Raw genomic sequence first — 18,750 nt, 5'->3', positions numbered from 1 at the left:
TCTTTTGGCTCGGCGCTTCAGGCCGCGAGCGGCGGATGCTCGATCGCGTGCTCGTCGAAGATGGCCACCGCCTCGAAGCGGTAGTTGCAGGCGTGGCAGGTCCAGAGATAGGAGACGCGCCCCTCGCCCGGCTCGATCCAGTCGGGCTGCGGGATCGGCGTGCCGCATTGGGCGCACGGGTTATCTCTGGGAATGTCGCCGGTGTGTGCAGTGACCAGGCTGGCTTTTGTCATGGCACCTCTCCCGATTTGCAGCGCTTGCATACTCGCTTTCGCGCGCCCGCGCGAATAGACAGGCGTGCTGTCGCGAGCGGAGGTCATCCGCCTCGACAGCCCGATTACGCCAGCTTTGAGTCTTAACGGCGGCACGGCACCGCAAAAACGTTGACGGCGGCGTTTGGCCACATCATCGCCGTGTTCAGCCTGCTTAAGGCGGCTGGGCGCAGGCTACTGACGGGATATCTGATGAAGATTTTACGCATTGCCGCGTTGCTCGCGGCCGGATTGACATTGCCCCAGGCCGCCATGGCCGGCGAAGCCGAATATGCCGAGATGGTTGCCGCTCATGCCCGCGCCAATGGCGTGCCGGAAGCGCTGGTGCACCGCGTGATCATGCGCGAAAGCCGTTACCAGCCGCACCTCGTCGGCCGTGGCGGAACCATCGGGCTGATGCAGATCAAGCTCGCGACCGCCCGCGGGGTCGGCTACACCGGTGATGCCGCGGGATTACGCGATCCCAACACCAACCTCACCTATGCCGTGAAATACCTCGCCGGTGCCTATCGCGCCGCCAATGGCGACCACGCGAAAGCCGTGCGTTATTTCGCGGGCGGCTATTACTACGCCGCAAAGCGCCAGCGGCAGGAGGCCGTGCAGCTCGCCAGCATGGGCGAGACCAATATGGGTCAACCCTGGCTGGAGCCGAACGGCAATCCGCAGCCGATGTTCGGCGCCCCAACGCACAGGAAAATGGCCCAGCGCGTCCGCAATGCACGGGCGCAGGTTCCGCACTTATCGCTGTCATTCCGGGGCAGTCCGCAGGACTGAACCCGGAATCTCGAGATTCCGGGCTCGATGCTTCGCATCGCCCCGGAATGACTGCCCTGTGGCAGACGCGTTGACCATCCCGCCCCACTGGCATACATTGGAGACGTTCCGAGGGGTGCTCCGAGGAGGAGCTGAGATACCGCTAAATGGGCAATGCCGATTGACCGGCTTGCCAGGACCGCGGTGACCCTTTGAACCTGATCCGGGTCATGCCGGCGAAGGGACAGGGATGTTGCACACGACCAAGCGACCGGATTCACCGGTATCCATCATCGGCGCAGGCATTGCGGGCGCCTGGCAGGCCCTCCTATTCGCACAGGCCGGTCACGCCGTGACCTTGCACGAGCGCGGTGACGAGGCGATGACGGACGCCACCAGCCATTGGGCCGGCGGCATGCTCGCGCCCTATTGCGAGGCGGAGGTCGCCGAACCCATCATCAGCCGGCTCGGGCTGCGGTCCCTCGACATCTGGCGGCGTGAGCTGCCCGACACGCCGTTCAACGGCTCGCTCGTCGTCGCCCATCCGCGCGAGCGCAACGATTTCGAGCGCTTTGCCCGCATGACTGAGGACCACCGCCGGCTCGACGCAGCTAGCCTTGCCGCGCTCGAGCCGTCGCTGGAGGGCCGCTTCCGCGATGCGCTGTTCTTCCCGGCCGAGGGCCACGTCGAGCCGCGCCGCGTGCTGCCGCAGTTGCACGAGCGCATCCGCGCCGCCGGCGGCACCATCAAGTTCTGCAGCGACGTCACCGCAAACGATCTCGACGGCATCGTGATCGACTGCCGCGGCATCAGCGCCCGCGACGAGCAGCCCGAGCTTCGCGGCGTCAAGGGCGAGATGATCCTGATCGAAACGGACGAGGTGCAGCTGGCGCGCCCGGTGCGGCTGATGCATCCGCGCTGGCCGCTTTACGTGATCCCGCGCGAGAACAATCTGTTCATGCTGGGCGCGACCTCGATCGAAGCCGAGGACACTGGCGTCAGCGTCCGCTCGGCGCTGGAGCTCCTGGGCGCTGCCTACACGGTGCACCCGGCCTTCGGCGAAGCCCGCATCGTCGAATTCGGGTCGGGGCTTCGTCCCGCTTTTCCCGACAATCTGCCGCGCATCGGCATTCGCGGCCGCAGGATCACCGTCAACGGTCTCTACCGCCACGGCTTCCTGATCGCCCCCGCGCTCGCCGAGCTGACGCTCGCCTATGTCGAACGCGGCCAGATCGACAACGGGGTGATGCAATGCGTCTGATCGTGAACGGCGAGCAGCGCGAGGTGAACGCGGCCAGCGTCGACGCGCTGCTCACCGAGCTCGACTACGAAGGCACCCATTTCGCGATCGCTCTTAACTACGACGTCGTGCCGAAAAGCCGCTGGGCCGAGACGAGCCTGAAGGCCGGCGACGAGATCGAGATCATCACGCCGCGGCAGGGAGGGTGATGGAGATGACGGCGCGCTCTCTTCGCGACGACGGCTCTTTTTGGCTCGTCATTCCGGGGCACGCGAAGCGTGAACCCGGACTTTCGCGCCACAACTTCGAGATTCCGGATCGGACCGCGTACCGCGGCCCGTCCGGAATGACGGGAATCTCCACATGGTGACCTTCTACGGCAAATCCTTCGCCTCGCGCCTTTTGATCGGCAGCGCACTCTATCCTTCGCCGGCGATCATGCAGGACGCGATCCGCGCCTCTGGCTCCGACATCGTCACGGTGTCGCTGCGGCGCGAATCCGCTGGCGGCAAGACCGGGGATGCATTCTGGAAGCTGATCCGCGAGCTCGACGTCACCGTGCTGCCGAACACCGCCGGCTGCCGCACCGTGCGCGAGGCGGTCACCACCGCCAAGCTCGCGCGGGAATTGTTCGGCACGAGCTGGATCAAGCTCGAGGTCATCGCCGACAACGACACGCTGCAGCCCGACGTCGTCGGCCTGGTCGAAGCCGCCGCCATCCTGATCAAGGATGGCTTCGAAGTGTTCCCCTATTGCACCGAGGACCTCTCGGTCGCGAGCCGCCTGGTCGAAGCGGGGTGCAAGGTAGTGATGCCGTGGGCCGCTCCGATCGGCTCGGCCCGGGGCATCACCAATCGCGATGCGCTGAAGCTGCTGCGCGAGCGGCTGCCCGATATCACGCTGGTGGTCGACGCCGGCCTCGGCGCCCCCAGCCACGCGGCGCAGGCGCTCGAGCTCGGATTCGACGCCGTGCTGCTCAACACCGCGATCGCAAAAGCCGCCGACCCCGTCGCGATGGCCAAGGCTTTCCGCCTCGGCTGTGAGGCCGGCCGCACCGCCTATGAAGCCGGTCTGATGAACGCCCGCGACTTCGCCTCCCCCTCCACCCCTGTCGTTGGGACCCCGTTCTGGCATGCCGTATCCTGATCGCTTTTATCCCGTCGTCGACAGCCTCCAATGGGTCGAGCGCCTGACCAAGCTCGGCGTCGGCACCATTCAGCTGCGCGCCAAGGAGCTCAACGACGCCGACGCGCTGCAGATCGTCAGCGACGCACTGGCGATCACCAAGGACACGCAAACCAAGCTGGTCGTGAACGACTATTGGCGCGCCGCGATCGTCGCGGGCGCGAAATACCTGCATCTCGGCCAGGAGGATCTGGCCGAGGCCGACCTCAAGGCGATCCGCGAGGCCGGCCTCCTGCTCGGCATCTCCACCCATGACGACGCCGAGCTTGCAACCGCGCTCGACGCCAAGCCCGACTACGTCGCCCTCGGCCCGATCTTCTTCACCACGCTGAAATCGATGCGCTTCGAGCCGCAGGGCGTTCCGAAGATCACGGAATGGAAGCAGCGCATCGGCGCCATCCCGCTGGTCGCCATCGGTGGCATCAAGTTCGAGCACGCCGCGGAGATCTTTGCCGCGGGCGCGGATTCCATCGCGGTGGTATCCGACGTGACGCAAAACGCCGATCCCGACGCCCGCGTGCGGCAATGGCTCGGCGTGTCAAAGGAGGCAGCGTGATGCCCCCACTCTCTCCCCTCGTCATTGCGAGGAGCCCTTGCGACCAAGCAATCCAGACCGTCTCCGCAGACGCATTTCTGGATCGCTTCGCGGAGCCTGTCATCGGGCCGCGCTTCGCGCGAACCCGATGGCTCGCAATGACGGAAACTTTTCCACCCGGCGTCATTCCGGGGCACGCGAAGCGTGAACCCGGAATCTCGCTCAACAACCTCGAGGTTCCGGATCGGACCGCAATGCGGTCCGTCCGGAACGACGCCCAATAAAGGAGGATCCCCATGAACATCCGCTCCAACCCCGATAAGACCGTTCCCGCCGTCACCACCGGTCCGCTTCCCTCCTCGCGCAAGATCTTCGCGACCCCTGACGCTGCGCCCGATCTGCGCGTGCCCTTGCGCGAGATCATCCTGTCCGAAGGCGCGGGTGAGCCGAATCTGCCGATCTATGACACCTCGGGCCCCTACACCGATCCGTCCGTCACCATCGACGTCAATGCCGGCCTCGCCCGCAACCGCAAGCAATGGGTGCTGGAGCGCGGCGGCGTCGAGGAATATGAGGGCCGGCAGATCAAGCCGGAGGACAATGGCAGCGTCTCCACCGACAAGGCTGCGCGCGCCTTCTCGGCCTATCACAAGCCGCTGCGCGGCCTCGACGGCCACAAGATCACGCAGCTCGAATTCGCCCGCGCCGGCATCATCACCAAGGAGATGATCTACGTCGCCGCCCGCGAAAATCTTGGTCGCAAGCAGCAGCTCGAGCGCGCCGAAGCCGCCCTTGCCGACGGCGAGAGCTTCGGCGCCGCGGTGCCCGCCTTCATCACCCCGGAATTCGTGCGCGACGAGATCGCGCGCGGCCGCGCCATCATCCCCTCCAACATCAATCACTCCGAGCTCGAGCCGATGATCATCGGCCGCAACTTCCTGACCAAGATCAACGCCAATATCGGCAACTCGGCAGTGACCTCGTCGGTCGAGGAAGAGGTCGAGAAGATGGTGTGGGCGATCCGCTGGGGCGCCGACACCGTGATGGACCTCTCGACGGGGCGCAACATCCACACCACCCGTGAGTGGATTTTGCGCAACTCGCCGGTGCCGATCGGCACCGTGCCGATCTACCAGGCGCTGGAGAAGTGCAACGGCGATCCCGTCAAGCTCACCTGGGAGCTCTACAAGGACACGCTGATCGAGCAGTGCGAGCAGGGCGTCGACTACTTCACCATCCACGCCGGCGTGCGCCTGCAATACATCCACCTCACCGCCAACCGCGTCACCGGCATCGTCTCCCGCGGCGGCTCGATCATGGCGAAGTGGTGCCTGGCGCATCACAAGGAAAGCTTCCTCTATACGCATTTCGACGAGATCTGCGACCTCATGCGCAAGTACGACGTCTCTTTCTCGCTCGGCGACGGCCTGCGCCCGGGCTCGATCGCCGACGCCAACGACCGCGCGCAGTTCGCGGAGCTGGAGACCCTCGGCGAGCTGACAAAAATCGCGTGGGACAAGGGCTGCCAGGTCATGATCGAGGGCCCCGGCCACGTGCCGATGCACAAGATCAAGATCAACATGGACAAGCAGCTCAAGGAATGCGGCGAGGCGCCGTTCTACACGTTGGGACCGCTGACCACCGACATCGCCCCGGGCTATGACCACATCACGTCGGGCATCGGCGCGGCCATGATCGGCTGGTTCGGCTGCGCCATGCTCTGCTACGTCACGCCGAAGGAGCATCTCGGCCTGCCCGATCGCAACGACGTCAAGACCGGCGTCATCACCTACAAGATCGCCGCCCACGCCGCCGACCTCGCCAAGGGCCACCCCGCCGCGCAACTGCGCGACGACGCCCTCTCCCGCGCCCGGTTCGAATTCCGCTGGACCGACCAGTTCAACCTCGGCCTCGATCCGGACACCGCCAAAAACTTCCACGACGAGACCCTGCCGAAGGAAGCCCACAAGGTCGCCCATTTCTGCTCGATGTGCGGCCCAAAGTTCTGCTCGATGAAGATCACGCAGGACGTGCGCGACTACGCGGCAACGCTGAACGATCCGAACTCGGTGGGCATGTCGATGAGCGGCACTGCCGAAGACGGCATGGCCAGGATGAGCGCGAAGTTCAAGGAGATGGGGTCGAGCGTCTATCTGGATGCGGAGAAGGTGAAGGAGAGTAATCGGGTGTTGTAAGGGTTCGACCGCCAGCGACTAGAAACTGCAAATCCACTTCTGGAGGAGAAAAGCCGGGCAGCGCCCGGCTTTTTTCATTGTAAGCCCATTTTTGCCAGTGCTACCATAAGTCGATATTTTATCTTGCTGAACGTATCAGAAGCAATCGCTTAGCTCGATTTTTTTGAGGCAAACAGAAATGTCAGATGACATCGAGTATGAAGTTCGGCGCCGTTATCGCCAGCGATTCATGAAACTGATGTCCGATCCCGCTACAATGGGGGCCTTGTTCGGGCTGTATCTCTCGATGGGGCTCATTGTGTTACCTGAGAGATACTTTGAGCGTTTCCTCACACCAACTAGCATTGCAGTGGCTGTCGGGGGACTCTCAGTACTTCTCCTCCTTTCAAGGTATCTCGGAATATTTTCTGAGACCCCGGAGGTTATCGCTTCGTCTCGTCAATCGGCCCCGTCAATCGACCCAGCGCTTCTTAGAGAAATAAGGAATTATTTGGCCCACGCGCCATCACAGGGATCCAACTCAGCGACACAAGTCAATATTGATGACGCCTTCAAGGGGCAGTTGCTGGCAAAACTAACAACAGAGGCCCAAGCGGCACTATCATCGTTCATTGAAAGCGAAATATTCAGAACGACAGCAGAGTCCCGATTTAAGGATACCGAGAGAGCAGCAATAATCGAAGATGTCCATCAGATGGTTTCAACTTACCAAGTGGAGATGTCCTCCTGGAGGAAGAACGCTAACGTCAACTTACTTATCGGGCTCGCCTGCGCAGTCATTGGAATCGGCATCATGTGGCAAACCTTAGTCTCTCTGAACTTTGAGCTGGAGAGCAGTGGTTCTTGGAAAATTACCGACCTCTACCGATTTCTGGCGAGGTTCGGGCTTGTTATCCTAGTTGAGTCGGTCGCCTTCTTTTTCCTAAAGCTCTATCGCGAAGACCGCAGCATGATTCGATATCTACGAAACGAAATTACAAACTTAGAGTCGAAATGCCTTTCCTTGAAGACTGCCATTTCGTTCGGTTCACCGACAGATCTCGCGAAGGTTCTACAATCGCTGTCCGCCACAGAGCGAAACTTTCTCGTAAAAAAGGGGGAGAGAGTAATGTCCGATATCGCCTACGAGAACACTGAAGTCCTATTTGAGAAGCTGGCGATGCGTTACCCCGATCTACTCGGAAAAATCACTAAGACGGGATCGTAGCAAGCTAGCATTATTCGAACAATCGCGGCGAAGTCTGGAGAGTTATCGTTTCGCCTTTCAGTCGCAGATAGATGAGTGACGCGTTCTCCCACCGCCTCCCCGACCTCCTCCGTCCCAACCTCCGCCTCGTCTTCGTCGGCCCCGCCGCCTCGATGCGTTCGGCCGAGCTCGGGCACTATTACGCCCATCCCGGCAACCGCTTCTGGCGCGCGATTCATGAGGCCGGGATCACGCCGCGGCGCTATCAGCCAAGCGAGTTCGCATCGCTGATCGAGCTCGGGATCGGCTTCACCGATCTCTGCAAGTCGGGCGCCTCGACAAAATCCTCCCCTGCCCCTATCTTGATGGCATGAACATCATTCGCCGCACGCTGGACACCGACGAACGCGGGCAGGACGTCGCCGCCATGCTCGCGGAGGCCGTGACGCTGCTCGATTCCGTGGTCGAAATCGCCGGCCCCGATATTGGCGAGGATCGCCGGCGGCTGGATCATTTCCGCAAGAGCGACGCCGCGGTGCCGCTCAACGAGGTGAAGGACTGGGTCGCGAGCTGGGGGTCAGCGGAGGAGCTGCCGCGACCGGTGGCGCGCAGGATCGGATGATTCGTAGCCCGGATGGAGCGAAGCGCAATCCGGGACCTTCTCCGCCGAACTAGCTCCCGCATTGCGCTTCGCTCCATGCGGGCTACGACGCGACGGACGATTGACTTGCTCGAAACGCACCGCCTCCCCGACCAGCTCCGCGCGGGCCTCCGTCTCGTCTTCGTCGGCACCGCCGCCTCGACGCGTTCGGCCGCACTCGGGCACTATTACGCCCATCCCGGCAACCGCTTCTGGCGCGCGATCCATGAGGCCGGGATCACGCCGCGGCGCTATCAGCCGAGCGAGTTCGCTTCGCTGATCGCGCTCGGCATCGGCTTCACCGATCTCTGCAAGACCGGCGCCGGGATGGATCACCAGATCGCGGCGGAGACGATCGACGTGCCGGGCTTCAGGGCGAAGATGGACGAGGTCCGGCCGCGGACGATTGCCTTCACGAGCAAGAAGGCGGCGAGCTTGTTTTACGGCAGGCCGTCAGCGGCGATTGCGCTGGGGCGGCAGCCGCGCGATGAAAGCTGGCCGGAGACATTCGTGCTGCCGTCACCCTCCGGGGCTGCGTCGGGCAGTTGGACGCTGGAGCCCTGGCGCGAGCTTGCGGCGTGGATCGCTGCGTAGGGTGGGTTAGACGTGCGGATGCGCGAAGCGTAGTCGCACGTCGTAACCCACCGCTTCTGGTCGCCACGGACGCACAAGTGGTGGGTTACGCCTTGCGCCGCTCCGTGGTGATGGACTGCCTATTTGGGCGGCTAACCCACCCTACAAGACGAGACGGGATGTCGGAATCCGGCTCCGTCAATCGTCCTCCGGATCAAGCGCGCCCCATATGGAGCCCCAGATGCCTCCCACCATCACCGCCTTCGAAACCTCGCCCGACCGCGGCAAGGGCCACGCGCGCGACATGCGCGTGCGCTGGGCTCTGGAGGAGGTCGGGCTACCTTACGACGTTCGCCTCGTCTCGTTCGCGGCGATGAAAGAGCCGGCGCATCTTGCGCTGCACCCGTTCGGGCAGATCCCGACCTATGAGGATGGCGATCTCTCGCTGTTCGAGTCCGGGGCGACCGTGCTCCACATCGCCGATCGTAATGATGGTTTGCTGCCGAGCGATGCCAACGCCAGGAGCCGCGCGATAGCCTGGATGTTCGCCGCGCTGAGCACAATGGAGCCGCCGATCGTCGAGCTCACCATGGCGATGCTGTTCGAGCGCGACAAGAGCTGGTACGCGGAGCGGCTGCCCATGCTCAGGGATCGCGTCCGGACCAAGCTCGGCGAATTGTCCCGCCGCCTCGGCAAAGCCGACTGGCTCGATGGCCCGTTCAGCGCCGGCGATCTCATGATGGTGACGGTGCTGCGGCGGCTGAACAGCTCGGGCCTGCTCGCCGAATATCCTGATATCGCGGCCTATGTCGCCCGCGGCGAGGCGCGGCCGGCGTTCCGGCGCGCCTTCGAGGCGCAGCTTGCGGTGTTCAACGCGGCGTCGCGTCCTTAGCCCGGATGAGCGCAAGCGAGATCCGGGACCTACCAAGTGAGGCGCTGGGGTTGAGGCGCCCTACCGCATCGTAATCGCAAGCCCCGAGAGATCCGCGTTCGCCATCAGGCCTACCTGCGTGCCCGTCAGCTCCAGCACCGCGCCCTTCTGGTTGGTCAGCACGATGGCGCGGGCGCCGGCGCCGACGGCGAGGCCCGCACCTGCGGCGCCATAGACCCCGGCGACGTCGGAGGGACGGTTGATGTTGCTGACGCGGCCGCGCAGCACGGTCTTGGAGCCGCCGAACACGAGGCCATAGTCGAGGCCGCCGGTGGAGAGCCCGTAAGTGCGGCCGCGGAAGTTGAGCACGCCGCTTCCGCCGGAGCCGCCGATGATCCAGCCCGCCTTGTAGATCGTCAGCGTCACGAAGCCGCTGTCGGCCTGCGCCGCGGTCGAGAGTCCGGCCAGAGCGGCGATGGCGACCATCGCGGCGCGGAAGGTGGATGCGAGCTTCATGGGGATCTCCGAAGGGCTATTTTTCAAAGGTGGAATCGAATCAGGCGCTGCGAATCTACCTGATCGATCGGGGCGGCAACATGATGGGGCGCACGAGGGACGCGGTCTGCGGCCACGCACTCAACTGTCATCGCCCGGTTCAACCGGGTTGATCCAGTACGCCGAGACGTTTGTGATTGAGCCGCGAAGCCACGGTGTACTGGATGCCCCGGGCAAGCCGGGCATGACAGCGGGGTTTGGGCAGCAGGACCGACCAACTTCCATCATGCCATTCTGCCCCTGATTTGCCCGACGGCGCAAACCCTCATTTCGCCCTTCCCGAACTTCAGGAAAGCCCAACGATTTCCGCCTGATGCCTACGGTGCATGGGGTTGTTTTCGCATTTTTTGTTTTGAGCGGGCCGCGCCGGCCGCTACGCTTCTGCGTCAGCCACCGCCTTCGAGGTGATCCCATGCCGATCCAGCACTTCGCGCCCCCGCCGCACGTCAAGGCGCCGCCGCTGTCCTTCGCGACCCGCGTCGGTGATCTCCTGTTCGTCTCCGGCATTCCCGGCTTCGATGCCGATGGCGCGCTGCCCGACGGCTTCGAGGCGCAGTTCGCCAATGTTGTCGTCAACATCAAGCGCGTGCTGGGCGAGGCCGGCGCCGGCATCGGTGACCTCGCCAAGATCAACGTGCTGCTGACCCGCGCCTCGGACGTTGCCGCCATGAACGCGCTCTATGCCGGCGCCTTCGGCCCGCCGCCCTACCCGGCGCGCACCACCTGCGTGGTGCAGGCCCTGCCCGATCCGAAGATGCTGATCGAGATAGAGGCGGTGGCGTCGCTGGCGAGGTAAGCCCGCCTGTGGCTTGTCGGGCACGCGGCCAAACCAAATGCGTCGGGAACAGCTGACATGTCCGTGAAAAGCGGCTCTCCGGCTTGCCAAGAACCTGCTTTTCCAGCACGAATTTTTCCGTTCCTTCGTCCCATCAGGAGATATGACATGCGCCGCGTTCTCGCGCTTTGTGCCGTTGCCGGCATCGCCACCTCCGTCTTCGCCGTGCCGGCCTCGGCCAAGGCCGGCTACTACGTGATCCGCTGGGACAACACCGGCATCTGCCAGGTCTGGAACGAGGACCTGCAGGTCAAGCCGCTCCAGATCGGGGTGTCGACCTACAAGGTGGTCAGCAAGCCGCTCCCGACCTTCCAGCAGGCGTCCGACCTGCAGATCAAGATGCGCGCCGAGCGCCGCTGCACGCTGTAGGCTTTTCGCGACAGACGCGGATTTTGCGGGCGGATCGCGCGAGCGGTCCGCCTTTCTCTTTTTTCGGACCCCGCCTTTTCCGGCCGATATCCGGCATTGCCCGCACTCGCGATGAAGAACGGTCACTGCAGCTGGTAGGATTTCGATCGGCGGACGAACAACCGGGCAAGGATCTCGCATCCTTGCCCGATTGCTTTTCAGGAGCCAGAAGCTCTCACGCGTCCTTGTGCGCGCCGGGATGGATCAGGACGTCGCGCGCGGCGGCGAGGTCGATGAAGGCTTGCGCGCTGCCGCCCTGGTCGGGATGCATGCCCTTGGCCGCGCGGCGATAGGCCTGGTTGATGTCCTCGCAGGTGAGCTGCACCGCAAGCGGCAGGCCGAGCATCTTGCGGGCGCGATCCTCGCTGGACAGCTGTTTCGGCATGGCGTTGCGGCGACCGAAGCGCGGCGCGGTCAGATCGTGGATCACGTCGAGCACCACGCCGAGACGGCGCTGCGCCGCCAGCGTGACACCGCGATCGTCATTGTCGACCGCCTGGCGCAGTACGGGCAAAGCCTGCTCGGCGGCCTGGCGCAGCGTGACATCCGTGCTCATCCGCGCGATCTCGGCCACGAGCCGGCCTGCCTCGGCCCAGTCGGTCGATTGCGCCGACCGCAGGCGTTCAAGGGCTGGTTTCCAGGAGTCGAGCCGTTCCATCATGCGCGTAACGTTTAGCAATCAAGATCAGTATGCCAAGGCTGCCGTTTCCGACCCCTTAATTTCGAGTTAGCGTTTCGTGAAACTTCGAAAAGAAATCGGGAGGAAAATGTCATGGCATTGCTTGCAAACCACATCGCCGTCGTCACCGGGGCTGGTTCGGGCATCGGCCGCGCGATCGCCGCCGGCTATGCACGGGAAGGGGCCCAGGTCGTGCTGCTCGACGTCAACGCCGAGACCGTCGCGGAGGCCGCCCGCGAAATCCGGGCAGCTGGCGGCAAGGCCGAGAGCTTTGCGCTCGACGTAACCCGGCGCGAGGATTGCTTCACGCTCGCAAAGCAGGTCGAAGACAAGGTCGGACAGGTCTCGATCCTCGTCAACAATGCCGGCATCACCCGCCGCAACGCCTTCACCGCGGAGACCGAGACGGTGGCGAAGGATTGGAACGACATCATCTCGCTCAACCTCAACGGCGTCTTCAACATGACGCAGGCCTTCCTCGCTCCGTTGCGCGCGAGCAAGGGCCGCATCGTCAATATCGGCTCGATCCAGTCCTTCGTGCATCTGCGCACACCGAGTTCGGCGGCCTATACGACGTCGAAGCACGGCGTGCTCGGTTTCACCAAGGCGCTCGCGGTCGAGCTCGGCAAGGAAGGTGTGCGCGTCAATGCGATCGGGCCGGGCTTCATCGAGACCAACATCAACGCCAATGTACGCGCGACCAATCCGGCGCTGGTGCAGGCCTTCATCGACCACACGCCGCTGGCGCGCACTGGCAAGCCCGAGGACATCGTCGGGCCCGCGATCTTCCTCGCCTCGGATCTATCGGCCTATGTCACCGGAACGATCGTGATGGTGGACGGCGGCTATCGGACGGTGTGAGGGCGCGAGATAGTCCCGCATCACGATGCATCTCGCGCCAAACGCGGCGGCTTCGCGGCATTCCTGAGGTCATCTGGTGCGGCGTCCCGCAATTAACCCTTCATTAACCAAACCCGCCCACCGTAGATCTACGGCTTGGGGGTCGTTTGTTCTCGATCCGCTTCCAACGATGGAAGCGGGCGTTGATCGGGGAGTGTGTTGATGACCACTGTTCATGTCGCCGCGTCCGAGCCGGGCGCACAATTTCTTGCCCCTCACCAGATCGTTCCGCTTCTGATCGGTGCCACTGTGGACGAGGTCGAGCGCGAGCTCGTGCTCCAGACGCTCGCGCGCTGCGACGGCAACCGCACCCGCGCCTCGCGCGTGCTTGGCCTGTCCGTGCGCACGCTGCGCAACAAGATCAAGCTCTACGCCGCCTCCGGCATCGACGTGCCCGCCTATCAGGATTAGCGCGCCAGCACGCGCCGCCGGATCAGTCCGCCGGCGATGACTGCAAGCGCGATCATCGCGACCGAGCCGGCGATCAATTCGATCGCACGGAGGAAGAAGGCCGTCATGACAGCCCATGACGGTTGTGGCTCCTCGGCGAATGCGACCGGCACGATGTGCGGCACCAGCAGGTGAGCAAGGCCGATTGCTGCCAGCAGGACGGCGGTGAACAGGCAGAAGACTTTCCACGCTGCGCGCATCGGTCGCTCCTCGCAAGGGGTGCCGCGTGCGATCGATGACACGGCGCCTCGCACCGCGGATTGATGTTGATCAAGCCTGGCACGATGGGCGGGCGGAATTGCTGCTGTCGTCAAACGCCGCTAAGTAGCTTGCTTCGGGTCAAGGGAGCGGCGGCGTGGCAGACGATCAGGGACGACGGCAGGGACCTCAAGGACCGCGCGGACGGCAGGGTGAGCCCGGGAGACCGGGACCGCAGGGGCACCCGGGCCGCCGCGGCCCCGATGGCGCGCGCGGCAAGCCGGGCCCGCAGGGCAAGCCAGGGCCGATCGGAAAGGCGGGACCTCAAGGCAAGCCCGGTCCGCAAGGCAAACAGGGCGAGGCCGGCCCACGCGGGCCAGCCGGCGCGCAGGGTCCTGCCGGACCGCAGGGGCCCGCGGGGCCACAAGGCCCGCGCGGCGAGCCGGGACCCGCCGGCCAGTTGCCCTCGATCGAGCAGGTGCTGCCGTGGCTCGAGCAGCTGTTCGACGCCTGGGACGAGCGTCGCCGCCAACGCGAGCGCGAAGCCGCCGAGCGCGAAGCGCTGGAGGCCGCCGTGCAGGAGCCCGATCAGGCCGATGTCGACGACGACAGCGACGCCGGCGAAGGCGACGAGCACAGGAAAAAGAAGAAAAAGAAGAAGCGCTGACGCGCCCTGTCCGGGACGCCCCATCAAGACGAGCCGGAAACATCATCCTTCCGCGGCAGCATGCCCATCCGCTCGAACTGCCAGCGCATGGCGCGATACCAGAGATAGCCGACCACCGCGCCGCACAGGGCCAGGATGATCACGTTCGCGCTCGAGAACGAGCCGCTCCACCCCATCATCCACGCAGTCCATAGCAGCGTGAAGACGGCGGCGCCTGCTTTCAGAGGAAGAAGGTGGTTCATGATCGTGCTCCGGGCGTGAAACCCCCGACAGACATCATTGCAAGGTGAGCCGCCTGATACCGTGAGCCAAATCACGGAACGAGCTGCCGGAGCCCGCTTAACCGAAGCGCAGGCGCGAGCGCTCCCTGGCCCTTTCCGCCTCGACTTTGCGATCGCGGGCCGGCGCATGGGTGTGCAGCGAGGTCAGGAGTTTTCGGGCAGCGTCCGAGACTTCCGCGACCGCGCGATCGAAGGCGGCCTCATTGGCCTGCGACGGCTTGTTGAAGCCGGACAGCTTGCGCACGAACTGGAGAGCGCTGGCGTGAATCTCATCCTCTGTCGCCGGCGGCTCGAAGTTGAACAGCGTCTTGATGTTACGGCACATGCAATCTCTCCCGAGTTTCCATAAAGACGATCGGCCGAGGCGAAATCCTACAACCTTCCCCTTACTTCTGCTAAGTTCCGCCCCAACGCGGCCGCTGACGACGAGCCGCATGGGGAGGCAAACATGAAGCTGCTTTGCACGGCGCTGTCGGCCGTTCTGCTGTCGTTTTCGGTATCGGCGATGGCTGCCGACTACCCCACCCCCAAGCAAGGCGACTGGATCGCCAAAGACTTCAAGTTCCATACCGGCGAAACCATGCCGGAATTGAAATTGCATTACACCACACTCGGCGAGCCCTCAGGCCAACCGGTGCTTGTGCTGCATGGAACGGGCGGCTCGGGCGCCAGCATGCTGGTGCCGTCCTTTGCCGGCGAACTGTTCGGCGCGGGGCAGCCGCTCGATGCCTCCAAATATTACATCATCCTTCCCGACGGAATCGGTCATGGCAAATCGTCGAAGCCGTCCGACGGAATGAAGACAAGCTTCCCGAAATACAATTACGACGACATGGTCGAGGCGCAGTATCGCCTGGTGACGGAAGGCCTCGGTGTCAAGCATCTGCGCCTCGTCATCGGCAACTCGATGGGCGGCATGCATACCTGGCTGTGGGGCGAGAAATATCCGAAGGCGATGGACCTGCTGATCCCGATGGCCTCACAGCCGACCGAGATGGCCTCTCGCAACTGGATGATGCGGCGGATCATGCTCGACACCATCCGCAACGACCCAGACTACAACGGCGGCAACTACACCAGCCAGCCGCGCATGATGAAATACGCCGTCACGGCCTACGGCATCGCCAGCATCGGCGGAACGCTGGCCTATCAATCGCAGGCGCCGACCGCCGCCAAGGCCGACAAGATCGTCGACGACCGGCTGGCGACGCCGATCACGGCGGATGCCAACGACTTCGTCTATCAATGGGAGTCCTCGCACGACTACAATGCCGGCGACAGGCTGGAGGCAATCGAGGCGCCCTTGCTGCTGATCAATTCTGCCGACGACGAGCGCAACCCGCCCGAGACCGGCATCACGGACGCCGCGATGAAGCGGGTCAAGAACGGCAGGCTGTATTTGATCCCCGCGAGCACCGAGACGCGCGGCCACGGCACCACGGGCAACGCGAAGTTCTACAGCGAGCAAGTGCGGCAGTTGCTGGAGAGCATGCCCAGTCAATGATTGAATCGGCACGCCGCTGATTTTGCAATGCATCATATGCGGCGCCTCTCGCGTCGCATATTATTTGAGCATGCAATGCGCTGACAGCTCGGGCTTAATCGCATCAACGATACGAATCGAAAATGCGATGGAGGATCGCATGCGCAGGCTCGCACTATGCGTTTGGCTGTTCGCGATGACGATGCTGACGAGCGCCGCATTCGCGTTCGACAACGGGCAATATGATCACGTGCCGCCCGATATCCGCGCCTGGTTCAAGAGCGTGATCGCGCCGAACGGCGTACCCTGCTGCGATATCTCCGATGGCCATCGCACCGACTACGACGTGCGCGCGGGCGCCTATTGGGTGCCGATCGAAGGGCAATGGATGGAGGTGCCCGAGCGCGCCATCATCCGTGATCGCGGCAATCCGGTCGGCCAGGCCGTTGTGTGGTACGTCCATCACCGCGGCGCCATCATCATCAGCTGCTTCGTGCCGGCGGACGCCGTCTAGCGCGTCTTTACCGATTCCATTGGCTGGCGGCGGCCCGATCGGATAGGTTGCCGCAAATACGATGTGGAGGCACGCCGTTGACCGATCTTTGCGCCGAAGACCTCGCCACCATCTATGCCAAGCCGAGCCCGCGCGTGATCGCGAAAGCGCGTCCCGCAATCGATGCGCATGCGAGGAAGTTCATCGAGATGTCGCCGTTCTGCGTCCTCGCGACATCGGGCGCGGACGGCAGCGTCGACGCTTCGCCGCGCGGCGGCGGCATCGGCTTCGTCCGTGTCGCCGGTCCCAACCAGCTATTGATGCCCGACCGCTCCGGCAACAACCGGATCGACAGTTTCCGCAACGTCGTCGAAGGCTCCGGCTTCGTACATCTGCTGTTCTTCGTCCCCGGCATCGACGAGACGCTGCGCGTCGGCGGACGCGGCACGCTGTCGGCGGATCCGGATCTGCTCGCATCCATGGTGGAATTCGGCAAGCCGCCGCGCGCGGTGCTGAACGTCGCCGTCAGCGAAGTCTATTTTCACTGCGGCAAGGCGCTGATGCGATCGAAGCTGTGGTCGTCGGAGAAGGTGCAGCGCTCGGTGATGCCGAGCATCGTCACGGTCATCCACGACCAGACCGGCATCGGCGAGCCGGCCAGCCAGGAGAGCGTGGAAGCGCTCTACAAGACGCAATTGTAGGTCGTTCCGCAATCACAGTGTCGTCCCGGACAAGCGCAGCGCAGATCCGGGATCCACAACCACTGGAAGAAGTTTGTCGCACGCTCCTAGCCACGTCGTGCCCATGGATAGATTCCGGGGTATGGGTCCCTGCCGTGCGCAATTGCGCACTAGGCAGGGACGACAACGGATGTGTGGCTAACGCCGGAGCTTAGTGGCCCTCGCCCTCGAGCCCGCCGACATGTTTCTGGGTGTAGAGCTCGAGGCCGATGCGGCCGATCAGGTCGAGCTGGGTTTCGAGGAAGTCGATGTGGTGCTCCTCGTCGCTCATCAGCTTCTCGAACAGGTCACGCGTGACGTAGTCCTTGACGCCGTGGCAGTAGGTGGCCGCTTCCTGATAGAGCGCCCGCGCGCTCATCTCGGCAGCGAGGTCGCATTCGATGATTTCCTTGACGTTCTGGCCGATGCGCAGGGGATCGAGCACCTGCATGTTCGGAAAACCGTCGAGGAACAGGATGCGTGCGGTGAGCTTGTCGGCATGCTCCATCTCCTCGATGGACTCCTTGCGCCAGACCTTGGCCATGTCGAGGAGACCCCAATTGTCGAGGAAGCGGTAGTGCAGCCAGTATTGGTTGATCGCAGTCAGCTCGTGACGCAGTGCCTTGTTCAGATAATCGATGACTTTTGCGTCGCCCTGCATGATTCACTCCAGCTCTTGCAGTCCAAATCGGCCTCAACCGAATTTAGAATCTTTCTAAGTCAGTTTACGAATGGGGGCAACTGGCTGCGGAGACGCAGCCAGGGAAAAGCTCAGGCGATTCAGCGGAAGATTTCAGCAGGCTGCGAGCGCAAACTGGGCGGGCTCGGCCGTCTCGTCATTGGCGGCGACGGTGTGGCTGTGCGGGCAGCCGGCACAGCAGGACTGGGCGCAGGGGCCGAGGGCTTCGTCGATGATGGTCTTGATCGTCCGCGCGCAGCGGCCGCATTCGGCGCTACAGCCGAGGCACCCATAGACTTGCTTGGCATGGCGCACGGCGTCGTCGGACTCGGCGACGGCGGCGCGGATATCGTCATCGCTCAGCACATTACAGGAACAAACGATCATGGAAGCGGCAGGCCCTTCGGTGATGCGCCATCATCGATATTTAAGGGGCCCGCCGGATGCAAAAGGAAAAACCGGTATTTGAAGCTATTCCAAACTGGCCCCTGTACAGCCTAGGACGGCTTCGAAACCCAGCGTTGCGCTGGATCAAGATGAGAGCGGGTCTAATCGCCGCCGCCTCCACCACCCCCACAATCTCCGCCACCGCCGCCGCCGCTATCGCTGCTGGAACAGCTGCCGCCGTCAGTCGGGTTCCCGGAACTGTCGCCGGAAAACCAGCTCCCCAGTAAGAAAACGTCATTTGAGCCGGTGTAGACGTCGCCGCCGTTTCCGCCGTCGCCAACGGCCCTGGCGCGTGCGCGTCGGCCGCGGTTCTGGAGGTGGGCGAACCAGCCATAGCCGATCGCAGAAACGATCCCGGCAGCGATCAATGCACTGATCATCGCGTTGCCCATTTCACCTCCCTGGCAGAGCCGCGGTCCATATGAATTGGTCGCCCCCGGCCAAGGTGCCGTTCATTGATCATTCAAGCGAAGTGTGGAACTCTATCCCCAAAGAGTTCCCGCGTG

At 63.6% G+C, this 18,750-nt stretch carries 27 protein-coding genes, 1 pseudogene and 1 riboswitch; of the genes and pseudogenes, 19 read left to right on the top strand and 9 right to left on the bottom strand.

What is annotated here, in order from left to right; all coding sequences use genetic code 11:
* Positions 1-17 precede the first annotated feature (17 nt).
* Complete coding sequence (locus P6U31_RS09765; RefSeq protein ID WP_407187980.1) at positions 18-233, bottom strand: hypothetical protein; 216 nt, start codon at positions 231-233, stop codon at positions 18-20.
* A gap of 231 nt (positions 234-464) precedes the next feature.
* On the opposite strand from P6U31_RS09765, the gene P6U31_RS09760 reads away from it, so the two are divergent.
* From P6U31_RS09760 to P6U31_RS09710, 11 genes and pseudogenes are all read left to right on the top strand, one after another.
* Positions 465-1,046, top strand: a complete 582-nt coding sequence (locus tag P6U31_RS09760) for a transglycosylase SLT domain-containing protein (RefSeq protein ID WP_407187979.1) — start codon at positions 465-467, stop codon at positions 1,044-1,046.
* Positions 1,047-1,147: 101 nt separating this feature from the next.
* Positions 1,148-1,288: riboswitch (TPP riboswitch) on the top strand.
* Positions 1,276-2,286 (top strand): FAD-dependent oxidoreductase, encoded by a 1,011-nt coding sequence (locus P6U31_RS09755; protein ID WP_407187978.1) that lies wholly within the window; start codon positions 1,276-1,278, stop codon positions 2,284-2,286. It overlaps the preceding riboswitch by 13 nt.
* Positions 2,277-2,474 carry a sulfur carrier protein ThiS gene (gene thiS / locus P6U31_RS09750; RefSeq protein WP_407187977.1) on the top strand — a complete coding sequence of 66 codons (198 nt, stop codon included), beginning with the start codon at positions 2,277-2,279 and terminating at the stop codon, positions 2,472-2,474. Before P6U31_RS09755 ends, thiS begins: the two co-directional genes overlap by 10 nt.
* A gap of 154 nt (positions 2,475-2,628) precedes the next feature.
* Positions 2,629-3,411, top strand: coding sequence for a thiazole synthase (locus tag P6U31_RS09745; protein WP_407187976.1), 783 nt, complete (start codon positions 2,629-2,631; stop codon positions 3,409-3,411).
* Positions 3,398-4,006, top strand: a complete 609-nt coding sequence (locus P6U31_RS09740) for a thiamine phosphate synthase (protein ID WP_407187975.1) — start codon at positions 3,398-3,400, stop codon at positions 4,004-4,006. The genes P6U31_RS09745 and P6U31_RS09740 overlap by 14 nt, the downstream gene beginning before the upstream one ends.
* 275 nt (positions 4,007-4,281) lie before the next feature.
* The gene (gene thiC, locus P6U31_RS09735) at positions 4,282-6,180 is read left to right on the top strand and encodes a phosphomethylpyrimidine synthase ThiC (protein WP_407187974.1); all 1,899 of its coding nucleotides are present in this window, start codon (positions 4,282-4,284) and stop codon (positions 6,178-6,180) included.
* A gap of 229 nt (positions 6,181-6,409) precedes the next feature.
* A complete protein-coding gene (locus P6U31_RS09730) occupies positions 6,410-7,387 on the top strand; it encodes a hypothetical protein (protein WP_407187973.1) in 978 nt (325 codons plus the stop codon).
* A 71-nt stretch (positions 7,388-7,458) separates the two neighbouring features.
* Positions 7,459-7,701 (top strand): annotated as a pseudogene (locus P6U31_RS09725) (mismatch-specific DNA-glycosylase); the annotation flags it as partial.
* A 35-nt stretch (positions 7,702-7,736) separates the two neighbouring features.
* A complete protein-coding gene (locus P6U31_RS09720) occupies positions 7,737-7,988 on the top strand; it encodes a hypothetical protein (RefSeq protein WP_407187972.1) in 252 nt (83 codons plus the stop codon).
* Between the two features lie 75 nt (positions 7,989-8,063).
* Positions 8,064-8,600 (top strand): mismatch-specific DNA-glycosylase, encoded by a 537-nt coding sequence (locus P6U31_RS09715; protein ID WP_407187971.1) that lies wholly within the window; start codon positions 8,064-8,066, stop codon positions 8,598-8,600.
* A gap of 220 nt (positions 8,601-8,820) precedes the next feature.
* Positions 8,821-9,471 (top strand): glutathione S-transferase family protein, encoded by a 651-nt coding sequence (locus P6U31_RS09710; RefSeq protein WP_407187970.1) that lies wholly within the window; start codon positions 8,821-8,823, stop codon positions 9,469-9,471.
* A gap of 60 nt (positions 9,472-9,531) precedes the next feature.
* On the opposite strand, the gene P6U31_RS09705 is transcribed toward P6U31_RS09710, so the two are convergent.
* Positions 9,532-9,966 carry a hypothetical protein gene (locus P6U31_RS09705; RefSeq protein WP_407187969.1) on the bottom strand — a complete coding sequence of 145 codons (435 nt, stop codon included), beginning with the start codon at positions 9,964-9,966 and terminating at the stop codon, positions 9,532-9,534.
* A gap of 451 nt (positions 9,967-10,417) precedes the next feature.
* On the opposite strand from P6U31_RS09705, the gene P6U31_RS09700 reads away from it, so the two are divergent.
* Positions 10,418-10,801 carry a RidA family protein gene (locus tag P6U31_RS09700; RefSeq protein WP_407187968.1) on the top strand — a complete coding sequence of 128 codons (384 nt, stop codon included), beginning with the start codon at positions 10,418-10,420 and terminating at the stop codon, positions 10,799-10,801.
* 147 nt (positions 10,802-10,948) lie between these two features.
* Positions 10,949-11,209 carry a hypothetical protein gene (locus P6U31_RS09695; RefSeq protein WP_407187967.1) on the top strand — a complete coding sequence of 87 codons (261 nt, stop codon included), beginning with the start codon at positions 10,949-10,951 and terminating at the stop codon, positions 11,207-11,209.
* 214 nt (positions 11,210-11,423) lie between these two features.
* Here P6U31_RS09695 and P6U31_RS09690 read toward each other — a convergent pair whose 3' ends face one another.
* A complete protein-coding gene (locus P6U31_RS09690; RefSeq protein WP_407187966.1) occupies positions 11,424-11,909 on the bottom strand; it encodes a J domain-containing protein in 486 nt (161 codons plus the stop codon).
* Between the two features lie 111 nt (positions 11,910-12,020).
* Between P6U31_RS09690 and P6U31_RS09685 the strand changes: the two genes are divergently transcribed.
* Entirely contained in the window at positions 12,021-12,788 is a 768-nt protein-coding gene (locus P6U31_RS09685) for an SDR family NAD(P)-dependent oxidoreductase (protein ID WP_407187965.1), read from the top strand.
* A 201-nt stretch (positions 12,789-12,989) separates the two neighbouring features.
* Positions 12,990-13,238 carry a helix-turn-helix domain-containing protein gene (locus tag P6U31_RS09680; protein WP_407187964.1) on the top strand — a complete coding sequence of 83 codons (249 nt, stop codon included), beginning with the start codon at positions 12,990-12,992 and terminating at the stop codon, positions 13,236-13,238.
* Here the strand turns inward: P6U31_RS09680 and P6U31_RS09675 are convergent.
* A complete protein-coding gene (locus tag P6U31_RS09675; RefSeq protein WP_407187963.1) occupies positions 13,235-13,477 on the bottom strand; it encodes a hypothetical protein in 243 nt (80 codons plus the stop codon). The two genes, P6U31_RS09680 and P6U31_RS09675, sit on opposite strands and share 4 nt — an antisense overlap.
* A gap of 155 nt (positions 13,478-13,632) precedes the next feature.
* Between P6U31_RS09675 and P6U31_RS09670 the strand changes: the two genes are divergently transcribed.
* A complete protein-coding gene (locus tag P6U31_RS09670; protein WP_407187962.1) occupies positions 13,633-14,142 on the top strand; it encodes a collagen-like protein in 510 nt (169 codons plus the stop codon).
* 23 nt (positions 14,143-14,165) lie between these two features.
* On the opposite strand, the gene P6U31_RS09665 is transcribed toward P6U31_RS09670, so the two are convergent.
* Both P6U31_RS09665 and P6U31_RS09660 read right to left on the bottom strand, forming a co-directional pair.
* Positions 14,166-14,384, bottom strand: a complete 219-nt coding sequence (locus P6U31_RS09665; RefSeq protein ID WP_407187961.1) for a hypothetical protein — start codon at positions 14,382-14,384, stop codon at positions 14,166-14,168.
* A 97-nt stretch (positions 14,385-14,481) separates the two neighbouring features.
* Positions 14,482-14,748: a DUF2277 domain-containing protein gene (locus tag P6U31_RS09660; RefSeq protein ID WP_407187960.1), complete on the bottom strand. Its 267-nt coding sequence runs from the start codon at positions 14,746-14,748 to the stop codon at positions 14,482-14,484.
* Between the two features lie 123 nt (positions 14,749-14,871).
* Between P6U31_RS09660 and P6U31_RS09655 the strand changes: the two genes are divergently transcribed.
* The 3 genes from P6U31_RS09655 (at position 14,872) to P6U31_RS09645 (ending at position 17,100) form a co-directional block, all read left to right on the top strand.
* Positions 14,872-15,927: an alpha/beta fold hydrolase gene (locus P6U31_RS09655; RefSeq protein ID WP_407187959.1), complete on the top strand. Its 1,056-nt coding sequence runs from the start codon at positions 14,872-14,874 to the stop codon at positions 15,925-15,927.
* A 139-nt stretch (positions 15,928-16,066) separates the two neighbouring features.
* On the top strand, positions 16,067-16,420 hold the full coding sequence (locus tag P6U31_RS09650) for a hypothetical protein (protein ID WP_407187958.1): 354 nt from the start codon (positions 16,067-16,069) through the stop codon (positions 16,418-16,420).
* Between the two features lie 77 nt (positions 16,421-16,497).
* Entirely contained in the window at positions 16,498-17,100 is a 603-nt protein-coding gene (locus P6U31_RS09645) for an MSMEG_1061 family FMN-dependent PPOX-type flavoprotein (RefSeq protein ID WP_407187957.1), read from the top strand.
* Positions 17,101-17,290: 190 nt separating this feature from the next.
* Here P6U31_RS09645 and bfr read toward each other — a convergent pair whose 3' ends face one another.
* The 3 genes from bfr to P6U31_RS09630 form a co-directional block, all read right to left on the bottom strand.
* On the bottom strand, positions 17,291-17,779 hold the full coding sequence (gene bfr, locus P6U31_RS09640; RefSeq protein WP_200453179.1) for a bacterioferritin: 489 nt from the start codon (positions 17,777-17,779) through the stop codon (positions 17,291-17,293).
* A 132-nt stretch (positions 17,780-17,911) separates the two neighbouring features.
* Positions 17,912-18,184, bottom strand: coding sequence for a bacterioferritin-associated ferredoxin (locus tag P6U31_RS09635; protein ID WP_211416235.1), 273 nt, complete (start codon positions 18,182-18,184; stop codon positions 17,912-17,914).
* Between the two features lie 161 nt (positions 18,185-18,345).
* On the bottom strand, positions 18,346-18,636 hold the full coding sequence (locus P6U31_RS09630; protein ID WP_407187956.1) for a hypothetical protein: 291 nt from the start codon (positions 18,634-18,636) through the stop codon (positions 18,346-18,348).
* Positions 18,637-18,750 lie beyond the last annotated feature (114 nt).

Origin of the sequence: Bradyrhizobium centrosematis (genome assembly GCF_045571495.1) — a bacterium.
In the GTDB taxonomy this organism is placed as follows: domain Bacteria; phylum Pseudomonadota; class Alphaproteobacteria; order Rhizobiales; family Xanthobacteraceae; genus Bradyrhizobium; species Bradyrhizobium centrosematis.
The sequence above is the reverse complement of the archived record's forward strand: the minus strand, read 5'-3'. Positions and strand labels throughout refer to the sequence as shown.